Source organism: Gordonia sp. QH-12, from assembly GCF_001578675.1.
Taxonomy (GTDB): domain Bacteria; phylum Actinomycetota; class Actinomycetes; order Mycobacteriales; family Mycobacteriaceae; genus Gordonia; species Gordonia sihwensis.
This window is the reverse complement of the sequence record NZ_KQ969315.1, coordinates 1-11,580: the sequence shown is the minus strand read 5'-3', so window position 1 is coordinate 11,580 and position 11,580 is coordinate 1. Positions and strand designations below refer to the sequence as shown.

The window sequence follows — 11,580 nt, the reverse complement described above, 5'->3', positions numbered from 1 at the left end:
GCTCTGACTCCGAATAAGTTACGCAATCGGCGCCCTTGCGGTCAAATCGGCTGGTCAGCGGCCCGCGATCCTTGCTCATCGCGACGATGAGGCCGGTCGACCAGACGGTCGGGCATCGAATCCGCATGAGTCACAGTGACGAAACTGGAGCCGCAGGTTTGCTATGGCGCGGATTGGCGTCGATTCTTCGACCTACTCCTCAGGCGATGCCTCAGAGGTAGAGCGTCCGGTACTTCACACTGCCGGCGATCCTGCCGACGAGGTTCCCGGTGATCCACACCCACTCGCCCCGTCGACTCCGAGACCACGCCCACGGCCAGACCGGACACATCCCCACCACCACGCCGGCGTGCAGAAGCGGCCACCACCACTGCCTGCCCGGAGCCCCGTAGTCTCGGGCCACCCGGGCCTCCTCACGGCCGTAGTCGATCACCTGGTCCCACGATTCGCGTATTCCGGTGCGGTACCGGTAGGCGACCAAAGCGTCACGCGCATAGCCGAACTCGTAGCCGCGCGTCTGCACGCGCCAGCAGAACTCGACGTCACTGCCGGCCGTCGGATAGCTCTCGTCCCATCCGCCGACCGCGTCGAACACTGAGCGACGGACGCCGAGGTTGCATCCGAACGTCATCGGCAGAAAGCGCCCCAGCACAACGGGTTCGGCCGGATCCGGCAAGGCGCGCCATGCTGCGACCACCGGGTCGTTGAGCGTCTCGCGCTCCAACGGTCCGCCGACGATGTCCGCGGAACCGAGGGCCTGGACGATTGCACGCAGCCAGGTGGGATGGACGGCGTCGTCCTGGTCGCAGTACGCGATCAACGGATACCGAGCAGCTCGGGTCCCCACATTGCGTGCGTGGGACGTGCCCGCAGTTCCCGAGGCGTCGACCCAGCGCAGGTCGAGCCGTCCACGCAGTGGGTGGTTCAGTGCGAACCATTCCAGGTCGGCCGAGCCCTCGTTGTCACTCAGGATCACCTCGAACGGCTCCGTGAAGTCCTGGGCGGCAAGGGCCTGCAGCTGGACGTCGAGGTCGGGCAGCCCGCGGTAGCACGCGATGACGACGGAGGCGCCGATAGCGGCACTCATGACGTCTCCTTCCGGTTCGATGACGCGATCTGTGCTCGTATCCGTCCGGCTGTCAGGCCGTCGTCGGCTGCCGCCATCGATCGCAGCACCGACAACAGGTCGTCGACGACGGCGGCGGCGGTCGCGGCGTCCAGGAGCGCAACCGGGTACAGCAGAGTGCCGCGCAGCCCGGCCGGCCGGCCGTCTTCGCGCAGTTCGAGCAGCGTGACCTCGAGTTCGTGCTTGGCCACGACTGCCGCGATCGGTTCCTGCGCCACGGTCACCGTGCCCAGATCGAGTTCCGTCAAGGCAGTATCCGAGACTTCGGCCTGCTGGAGGATGAGCGTCGCCGGGAACACCGGATGACCGGTGGCCCCGCCCGGGCCCCGGGTCACACCGAGGTGGTCGAGCAAATCGGGCACCGTGACGTCCGCGTGCGCGAATCCGTCGACGAGTTGCCCGTGCACGTCGGCGATCATGTCGGCCACCCGGTGATCATCGGACGCGTCGATCCGCATCGGAACATCGTCGGCGAAGTTCCCGATCACGCCGTCGACGGCAGCATGGACTCGATTCGCGTTGGCCGTCGCCAGATGGACCGCGCGGTCGGCTCCGGCTGACGAATCGATCCGTGTGGACAGGACCAGCGCGAATGCCGCCTGCAGCACGGGGAACAAGCCACCGCCTCGACTGCGGGCGAGACGATCGAGCTCTCGGTGCAACTCGGGTTCGACGCTGATCCCGACGGAGTCGCCGCGGGAGTCCCACACCTGTGGTCTGGGCCGGTCGGTCAACAGCTGCGGCCCGGGTAGCGCGTTCTCCCCGAACCTGCTCGTCCAGTGATCGAGCGAACGCCGGAAGTGCTCGGTCCGCGCATCGGGTGCGCCGACGATGCCGGATCGCCAGCGCGCGTAGTCGCGGTACCGCACCGGCGGTGAAGTCAGTTCGGGGGCGATGCCGGTCGCACGCGCGGTGAACGCGGTCAGCACGTCGCGCGCCAGCAGCGGCATGGACCGGCCGTCGAAGTTGAGGTGATGAAGCACCAGGAGCAGCACCGCAGTGTTGTTGCCGCTGTCGGCTGCACTCGTGAACAGTCTGGCGCGCAGCGGGATCCGGTCGAGGTGGAGTGGCTCCCAGGCGGCTGCAGAGACCGCGTCGGCGAGCCGGCCTGCGTCCACCTCGACGGGTACCAGCCCGTCGCGAAGCGCGGCGTCCACCTCCGGCATGCCGAGGACCTCCCCCACGGGCAGCAGTCCGTCGTCCTCACCCGATTCCGCCGACCGGTAGCGCGTGCGCAGTGCCTCGTGCGTGTCGAAGACATCGCGAAGTGCAGCGTGCAGCGCCGTGCGGTCGAGCTCGCCGGTGAAGCGCAGGGCGATCGGTACATTCCAGTCGGCGCCCTGCCCGGCTCGGACCGCCTCCCATATCCGGCGCTGCGCCGGAGCGAGCGGGATCGGCCCGTCGTCGTCGATCCGAACCAGTTCGGGAGTCTCTGTCGGCGCCGCACGCTCGATGCGCGCCGCCAGATCTCCGAGGTCGGCCGCGTCGAAGACGGTCCGCACGGGCACCGAGCGGCCCGAGAGCGCCGCCAGCCGGGCCGCGACACGTGTCGCCGTCAGCGAGTTGCCGCCGAGCTCGAAGAAGTCGTCCGACATGCCGACTACCGGCGCCCCGGTCACCTCCGAGACCACCTCGGCGACGGCGCGTTCGACCTCGGACTCGGCAGGCCGGTGGTCGCGCCGACGTCGTTCGGGACGAGGAAGCCGTGCGCGATCGACCTTTCCGTTGACGTTGTACGGCAACGCTTCGATCCGGTGCACGTCGGGTCGCAGGTAGGCGGGAAGCCGGTCCGCCAGCGCGCCGGTCAGTTCCTCCGTGTCCGCATCGCCGGTGACGAAGGCGACCAGCCGCGCGCCGCCGGGACCGTCGACCGCGGTGACAGCGGCGTCACCGACGCCGGGGCATCGACGCAGCACAGCCTCGATCTCGCCGGGTTCGACCCGGAAGCCGCGGATCTGGAGTTGGAAGTCGGCGCGACCCACGTATTCGAGCAGTCCGCCGCGCGTTCGACGCACGAGATCACCGGTCCGGTACATGCGGCCACCGCCGGCCGGGCCGGCGACGAACGACGCGGCGGTGCGCGCCGGGTCGGCGTGATAACCGCGCGCGAGTTGCGGTCCGGCCAGGTACAGTTCGCCGACCACACCGACCGGCACCGGATGCAGACGCGCGTCGAGCACTCGCGCGCGGACCGTCGGCTGTTCTACTCCGATCGGGATCCGCACACACTCGTTCTCCGTTCCGGGAGCGACCTCGTGCCCGGTGGCACTGACGGCGAATTCCGTCGGCCCGTAGAGGTTGTGCACGTCGGCGGTGCTGCCGGAGCCGCGCAGCCGGGCCACGAGTTCGGGCGGCAATTCCTCGCCGATGCACAGCACCGTGCGCACCGAGCCGGGCAGCTCGCCCGCGTCGAGGATCATGGACAGGGACGAGGGCACAGTCGGGAGGACGCTGACTCGGTGCTGAGCGATCTGCCTGCGCAGCGCGGTCCCGTCACGCTCACTGCCGGGCTCGGCGATCACGATGCGCGCACCCGCCTGCAGCGCCCACCAGTACTCCCACACCGACAGATCGAAACCGGCCGCGGTCCGCAACAGGACGGTGTCGCCGCGTCCCAGTCGATAGCGCTCCTGCATCCACGCCAGCTGGGTGCTCACGGCCGCGTGCGGCACGCTCACTCCCTTCGGGGTGCCCGACGACCCCGACGTGAACAGGACGTATGCCGCCGATTCGGGATGAGGCGCCCGATCGGGACGATCCGCTGCCCGCCACTCGGACGCCGCGTCACCGCACGCGACGTCGGCGAGGTCGGCGACACCGGCGAGGTCGGCGAGGTCCAGATACGCGCGGTCGGCGGCCGGCGACGGCCCCACACCCAGCACCAGTACCGGGTCGGCGACCTCGAGGATCATGGACGCGCGCTGCGGCGCCGACGGATCCACTGGGACGTGGGCGGCGCCGCATGCGACGACCGCGTACATGGCGACCAGTTGATGCAGGCCCCGCGGCGCGGTGATCGCGACACGCTCCTCGCTCCCGACACCGCCCCCGATACCGTGGTCGCGCAGTGCGGCGGCGAGGAGCCCGACACGCTCCGACAGTTCGCCGTAGGTGACCTGTTCGGTACCGTCGACCACCGCGACCGCGTCCGGGTGCTGCTCGGCGCACCGCACGAATCCGTCCACGAGACCGCGGGTCTGCGAGCCGGGGCACGGGTGGTCCGGCGGTGCCGCCGAGCCCGCATCGGGCTCATCGTCGCCGAGCACGGGCAGGTCGCCCACCGGGAGGTCGGGGTCGTCGAGCAATCCGGCCAGGATCCGTACGTACCGCGCGGCGAACTCGGCGGCGGTGGCTTCGTCGAACAGGTCGGTGGCGAAGACCAGTTGGCCGGTCAGGCCGGGTTCGCCGCGTTCGGCCAGGGTGAGGTGAAGATCGAACTCCGCGACGTCGGGACTGTCGTCGACCACGGTCACGTCCAGTCCGGGCAGTTCCATCGACAGGCCACCGATGTTCTGGTACGAGAGCGCCACCTGGAACACCGGATGGTGATCGACGGATCGGGTGAGGTCGAGCCCGGCGACCACGGTGTCGAACGGGACTCCGGCGTTCGCGAAGGCGTGGAGCGCGGCCTCTCGACTGATCGCGAGGGCCGTGGCGCCGGTGGCCGCCCCGTGAATGTCGGTGCGGAGTGCGAGCATGTTGACGAACATGCCCACGGCTCCCTGCAGCCGGGCGTGCACCCGGCCGGCGCTCGGCGTGCCGATGACGACGTCGCGGTTGTTCCCCAGCCGGCCGAGCAGGACGGCGAGTGCGGTGTGCGCCACCATGAACACCGTCGCGCGGTTGCGCGCTGCGAAGTCGACCATCCGTGCGTGCAGGGCCGGCTCGACGGCGAACTCCACGCGCGCCCCGCGTCCGCTCGGCCGCACCGGGCGGGGCCGGTCGGTGGGCAGGTCGATCACCGGGGATGCACCGCGCAGCCGCTCGTGCCAGCTCGCGAGCGCCGCGGCGGCCGTCCCGTCGGGTTCGTTGAGCCAGGAGTGCTGCCAGACTGCGAAGTCCGCGAACTGCAGTGGCGTCGGCGCGCAACCCGTCGTGCAATCCACAGCGTTGTCCTGTCCCGTGTCCGAATCGCCGGTGAGCCGGGTCCGGTATTCGGCCGCCAGCTCGCCGGCCAGTGTCGCCACCGACAGTCCATCGGCGCTGATGTGGTGCAGGACGAGAACGAACGTGTGCCGGCCGGTCCCCTCCTCCGCGGACAGCAGCGCCGCGCGGACGGGCGGGCGGGCGGTCACGTCGAATCCACGGCCGGTCACCGACCGCACGGCCTCGTCGATCCGGGTCTCCGGCACCGCCCGAAGTTCCACCTCGAGCCCGTGGTCGTGACCCGGCCGAATCAGCTGGCGGGGTCCGTCCGGGGAGTCGGGATACGCGGTGCGCAGTACCTCGTGCCTGCGCACCAGCGCGTCGACCGCGCCCAGGAACGCCGGCACGTTCAGGTCACCGGTCATCCGCAGCACCAGCGGGATGTTCTCGGTGCGCGCGTCGGGGTCGAATCGGTTGAGGAACCACATGCCCTGCTGGGCCGGGGCGAGCGGAATGTGCTCGGGCCGTTCGAGATCGCCCGGGCCGGGACCGGAGACGGGAGAACCGGCGTCGAGCCGGGCGGCGAGACCGGCGACGGTGGGCGCGTCGAAGAGGTCGGCTACAGCCAGTTCCCTGCCCGTGCGTGCCCGCAGCAGCGCGACGGTCTGGGCGGCCNCGAGTTGCCGCCGAGGTCGAAGAAGTGCCCGTCGCGTCCGAGTTCGGTCCGGCCCAACGCCTGTGCGAAGGCTTCCGCCACCATCACTTCGGAGGTTCCGGCCACGGCCACCGGACCGGTGGACGCGAACTCCGGCTCGGGCAGTCGGCGGTGGTCGACCTTTCCCGACGGGGTCAGCGGCAGCTCGGCGAGTTCGACGAATGCGGTGGGCACCGCGTACGACGGCAGGGTGGCGCGCAGGCGGTCTCGCAGTGCGTCGGCGACATCGGCACCGTCGGCCGGCACGACGTATGCGACCAGAGTGGTTCGACCGTCGGGGCCCGGCCTGCCGGCAGCGACCGCGGCGCGAACCTCGGGGCAGCCGTGGAGCGCGGACTCGACCTCGCCCAGTTCAACGCGGTGTCCGCGGATCTTGAGCTGCGCGTCGAGCCGGCCGAGATGCCGCAACTGCCACTGCTCCTCGCCGACGGATGCGGCCGCCACCAGATCGCCGGTCCGGTAGCGCCGCGACCCCGGCGGCCCGTCGGGATCGGCGACGAAGGTGACGGCGGTGAGGCCCGGGCGGCCGTGATAGCCGCGAGCGAGTCCCGGTCCGCTCACGTAGGCTTCGCCCGCGGCGCCGGGCAGCACGGGCCGCAGGTCGGCGCCCAGTACGCGGACGGTGGAGCCGGTGATGGCTTCGCCGATGGGAAGTCCGTCGCGTGTAGCCCGGATCGGCCCGGCGAGCGTGGCCATCACCGTGGTCTCCGTGGGGCCGTAGGCGTTGAAGAACCGCGTGCCGCGACCGATCCAGCGGTCGGCGGTAGCCGTCGAGCACGCGTCGCCGCCGACGATCACGGTGGTCAGCTCGGGCAGTTCTTCGTCGATCGTGTCGAGAACCGCCGGAGTCAGGAAGGCGTGAGTCACGGCCGCTTCGCGAAGGATCGACGAGAGGTCGTCGGCACCGTAGACCGACCGGGGAACGACGACCGCCGTCGCCCCGGCATCGGCCGCGAGCAGCAGTTCCAGGACCGAGGCGTCGAAGCTCGGCGACGCGAAATGCAAGACGCGCGAATGCTTCTCGACACCGTAGCGGCGCTGCTCGGCCACGAACGATGCGATGCCCCGGTGCGTGACGGCGACGGCTTTCGGCCGTCCGGAGGTTCCGGAGGTGTAGATCAGGTACGCGGTCTGGTCCGGGTGGGGCGCGGCGCGCAGTTCGTGACGCCCGAGAGGTGAGACGTCGTATCGGGCGAGTTCGGCCTCGATCGCGGGATCGTCGAGTACGAGTGCACCGCCCAGCGCGGCAACGCCTGCCGCGGTCAGGTCGCGGTCGGCCACCGTGGTCACGATCAGCGCGGCAGTCGAGTCCTCGAGCATGAACGCGACCCGGTCGGCGGGATGACGCGGATCCACCGGGACGAATGCCGCGCCGGTCGCGGCCACCGCGCGGGTGGCGATCACCGAGAGATAGGAGCGCGACAGGCACAGCGCCACCGCCGTCTCCGGCCCGGCCCCGCGGGCGATCAACAGACGGGCGAGACGGTTGGTGTGCGCGGCGATCTGCTCGGATTCGTGGTGTCGGAGCCGACCGTCGGCGTCGACGGTGATCATCCGCTGGCCCGGGGTGGTCAGCACGTCGCCGAGGTAGCGGTCGGCCGGAGCCGGTCCGCCGCGGGTGATCTCGGTCAGCGCCGCCCGTTCCGCCGGTGTGGTGAGGTCGATGGCTCCCAGCGCGCCTTCGGTGGCTTCGACCCGCTCACCGGCCATCGCCAGGATGACGCGTTCCCAGCGATTCAGCAGGGTCGCAGCAGTCCTGGCCCGGTACGCCTCTCCCCGATGAACCACGGCCAGCTGCAGACCGCCCGATGCGTCGGGAGTCGCCGTGAACTCGATGTCGAATCGCGCGACGGGCACGTCGACGTGGAGCATGTTCGTGGCGAGCGCTGCGCCCTCGCCGCGGGCGGCCGGATGCGTTCCGTCGACGGTGAGAGTCGCATGGATCAGCGGATGGCTGTCGCGGTGGCGCGGGAGGTCGAGTAGGTCGACTATCTCCTCGATGTCCAGGTCACCGTGGTCGAGGGCGCCGAGCACGGTCTGCTGCGACTGCTCGATGATGTCGCGGACCGAACTCTCCGGCTCGACGGTCGTGCGCAGCGGAACGGTGGTGACGAACATGCCGACGGTCTCAGCGACCCCGGGTGCTTCGCGGCCGGACAGCGGGGTGCCGATGATGACGTCGGTGCCTCCGGCGCTGCGCGCCAGCGCCACGGCCAGAGCCGCGTGCAACACGCTGAACAGCGTGGCGCCGGATCGCTCGGCGAGGGCGGCGAGCGCTTCCCCGGCGGCGGAGTCCACCGCCGCGCGATGCACCCGCGCCACCTCCTCGGGCGCTCCGTCCGGCCGGGGACGAGCGGCGTCCTCGACGTCGGCGAGCCGGTCGCGCCAGTACCTCAGATGCGCGGCGGCGCTGGAGGACGGATCGTCGACCGACCCTCTCCGTGCGGCGCGATGGCGCAGATGATCGGCGTACGAGACGGAGGGAACGTCGAAATCCGGTGCGCCTCCGAGGACTCGGGCACGGTAGGCGGTGGATGTGTCGGCGGCGAGGATCCGCATCGACCACCCGTCGGCGGCCACATGATGCACGGCGAGCACGACCACCGTGTGATCGCCGTCGGGCCGGACCACCACGCGCAGCGGCAGATCGACGGTCAGGTCCATCGCGGCTGCCAATGCCGCGGTCACCGCCGGTTCGCCGGCTGAGCCGGCGTCGGTGCCCGGACCGAGGACCGTCACCAGTGCCTCCGAGCTGTACTCCCCCGGCGCCAGTACCTGCGGGCGGGGCCCGTCGACGCTCTCCGGGTAGACGGTCCGGAGAACCTCGTGCCGGTCGAGGACGTCGGCGATCGCGGCGGTCAGCGCCGGGACGTCGATCCGGCCCGGGATGCGGAGCGGAGCCAGGATCAGGTAGGCGCTGGAGGCGGGATGGATGCGGTTGTGCAACCACATCTGCCGCTGCGCCGCGGCCAGCGGCATCGGATCGCCCGGCTCGCCCGGCTCGGCCTCAGCGGCCGCCTGCGAAGCGTCCCGCTGGTCGGCGAGCGCGGCGAGGGCGGCGGCGGTGCGGTGGTCGAAGACCTCACGCACCGCCAGCCGCGCGCCGAGCCGTTCCCCGACGGCCGCGACCACGCGAGTCGCGGTGAGCGAGTTTCCTCCGTGCTCGAAGAAGTCGTCGTCCACACCGACGCCGTCGCCCAGCAGTTCCCGGAAGATCCCGAGCATCGCCGTCTCCGTCGCGGTGGCGGGTTCCCTGACGACGTGGTCTCCGCGGACGGGGGTCGCGGGCAACGGCAGCGCCGCCCTGTCGACCTTGCCGCTGGCCGACAGCGGCAGCGCGTCGGTGGTCAGAATGTGGGCGGGCACCATGTGCTCGGGCACCCGATCCGCGAGATGTGCCCGAAGCGTCCGTGCATCGGCTGCGGAGCCCGCGGCGGGGACCACGTGCGCGACCAGCTGCGGTCCGGACCGCGGATCGTCGTAGGGCACCACGACGACGGCCGAGACGTCGGGATGCGCCGCGAGAGCGGCTTCGATCTCACCCGGCTCCACACGCTGTCCGCGCAGTTTGATCTGGAAGTCGCTGCGACCGCAGAACTCCAGTTCCACGTTCTGGCGCCCCACACCGCCTCGCCGCTCGACACCCGCGGCACCGGCAGCAGCCCCCGTGCGCCGCCAGCGCACGAGGTCGCCGGTGCGGTAGAGCCGCTCGCCCGGACCGAACGGTGAGGCCACGAATCGTCCGGCGGTGAGCGCCGGACGGCCGTGGTAGCCGCGGGCGAGCTGGACGCCGCCGAGATAGAGCTCCCCGGTGACGCCGATCGGCACCGGTCGCAACCGGCGGTCGAGGACGTGCACGGTATTGCCCTCGGTGGGGTTGCCGATCGAGACCGGCCGGCCGTCCAGCGAGCCCGGCGTGACGTGCGCTGCCGTCACGTCGACCGCGGCCTCGGTCGGCCCGTACAGGTTGTGCAGTCGGGCTCCGGTCCGCGACAGGACCGCCGCGGCCGATGCGCTGCCGAGAGCCGCACCGCTGGTGAACACGAGCCGCAGCGAGTCGAGACGGGCCCGCGTGCCGCAGGCGAGGACGACGTCGAGCATCGCGGGCACGAAGTGGATCACCGAGATCCGCTCGGCGTCGATCAGCTCGGCCAGTGCCGACGGCTCACGGTGCAGCCCGGGCTCGGCGAGGACGGTTCGCGCCCCGGCGACGGTGGGCCAGAACAGTTCCCACACCGAGACGTCGAACGTGGTCGGCGTCTTCTGGAGGACCGTGTCGCCGACGGAGATCCGGTAGCGCACCTGCATCCAGACGCAGCTTCGGCACGCTTAGGCAACTTCCGAGTGGCCGATACCAGGCTCGCTACCGCGACCCGAGCGGATCGAACGTCCTCCACAACGCGCCCACCACGTTCGATGCGAAGATCGACGCAGAGGGATGGCTCGCGGCCGAGCGCCGACTGATTCAACTCGGCGAGTGGACGCCACCCGCGACCCGTGAGGAGAAGAAGGCCGCCGCCCTTGTCTCACTGCGGGCGTACGCCGATCAATGGCTCGCCGAGCGGAAGCTCACCCCGAAGACGCGGGCTCTCTACCGCGACCTGCTCGACTCCCGCGTGCTTCCGGTCCTCGGCGATGAGTACCTGACAGATCTATCCCCGGCACTAATCCGCACCTGGTGGTCTGGACTTGGCACCGCTACACCAACCCGCTCGGCGCACGCTTACCAAGTTCTCCGGTCAATCCTGAGCACAGCTGTCGACGACCACCTGATCGCCGAGAACCCCTGCAAGATCAAGGGCGCCGGGCAGACTCCGAAACGTAGACAGCACGAGATTCTCACCCCTGAGGAACTCGTCGCCGTATACAACGCGATGCCTGAGACGTATCGGGCGTCAGTTCTCGTAGCGGCATGGGCGGGACTCCGATTCGGTGAACTGATCGAACTGCGCCGCAAGGATGTGGTGAAGGTCGGCGACGGCACGGCACTTCGGGTACGCCGGTCGGCAACCGTCGTCGACGGCGAGATCATCGTCGGCGCGACTAAAACCGATGCCGGCATGCGCGACGTCTACTTACCGCCGCATGTCACGGCGATCCTGACGAGCCACATGCGAGCACACACCGGCAACGGGCCCGAGTCACTGCTATTCCGAACGACGCGCGGCCGACGTCTCTCTCAATCCGCGTTCACGAAAGCATTCAAGGCGGCGCTACCCGCAGGCAAGGAAGGCGTTCGCGTGCACGATCTTCGTCATACTGGCGCAGTTCTCGCGGCGCAGGCTGGTGCCACGGTGAAGGAATTGATGGGCCGCCTAGGTCATACGACACCGGCTGTGGCGATGCATTACCAGCACATCGCGGCGGGCCGTGATGCATCGATCGCGGCGGCGATGAGCGAGCTCGCACAGCCAGAGAAGCCGGAACCCTCAACAGGCGATTGAGAGTTTGCGGCGTCGTCAATCGTCGTGCCGCCGTTTAATTTTCGGGGCTCTCGTGCTCCCCTCACTCCGAAGCAGCGTGACCTCAGCTTCTGCCGCAGATTCCGTCCATTGTCGTCCATTGTCGTCCATTGTCGTCTGGTCGCGGCTGCTCACGTACGCCTGCGTCAACATCGAGGCCACAGACAAGGGGCTGCTGCACGATCGGGTGA

4 protein-coding genes are annotated in these 11,580 nt (G+C 70.2%); 1 reads left to right on the top strand and 3 read right to left on the bottom strand.

The window, feature by feature from the left end; all coding sequences use genetic code 11:
• Positions 1-211: 211 nt before the first annotated feature.
• The 3 genes from Y710_RS18085 to Y710_RS18075 form a co-directional block, all read right to left on the bottom strand.
• Positions 212-1,087, bottom strand: a complete 876-nt coding sequence (locus Y710_RS18085) for a glycosyltransferase family 2 protein (RefSeq protein WP_197462957.1) — start codon at positions 1,085-1,087, stop codon at positions 212-214.
• Positions 1,084-5,700, bottom strand: coding sequence for a non-ribosomal peptide synthetase (locus tag Y710_RS18080; protein ID WP_062368098.1), 4,617 nt, complete (start codon positions 5,698-5,700; stop codon positions 1,084-1,086). Before Y710_RS18080 ends, Y710_RS18085 begins: the two co-directional genes overlap by 4 nt.
• Positions 5,701-5,888: 188 nt before the next feature.
• Positions 5,889-10,235: non-ribosomal peptide synthetase (locus Y710_RS18075; protein ID WP_231875782.1), on the bottom strand; the 4,347-nt coding region annotated here is incomplete at its 3' end.
• Between the two features lie 116 nt (positions 10,236-10,351).
• Here Y710_RS18075 and Y710_RS18070 point away from each other — a divergent pair.
• On the top strand, positions 10,352-11,371 hold the full coding sequence (locus Y710_RS18070; protein ID WP_062368100.1) for a tyrosine-type recombinase/integrase: 1,020 nt from the start codon (positions 10,352-10,354) through the stop codon (positions 11,369-11,371).
• Positions 11,372-11,580 lie beyond the last annotated feature (209 nt).

What these genes read in the sequence shown, in the direction of transcription:
- Y710_RS18085 (WP_197462957.1), bottom strand. Translation starts at nt 1,087, where the DNA reads ATGAGTGCCGCTATCGGCGCCTCCGTCGTCATCGCGTGCTACCGCGGG.
- Y710_RS18080 (WP_062368098.1), bottom strand. Translation starts at nt 5,700, where the DNA reads ATGTGGTTCCTCAACCGATTCGACCCCGACGCGCGCACCGAGAACATC.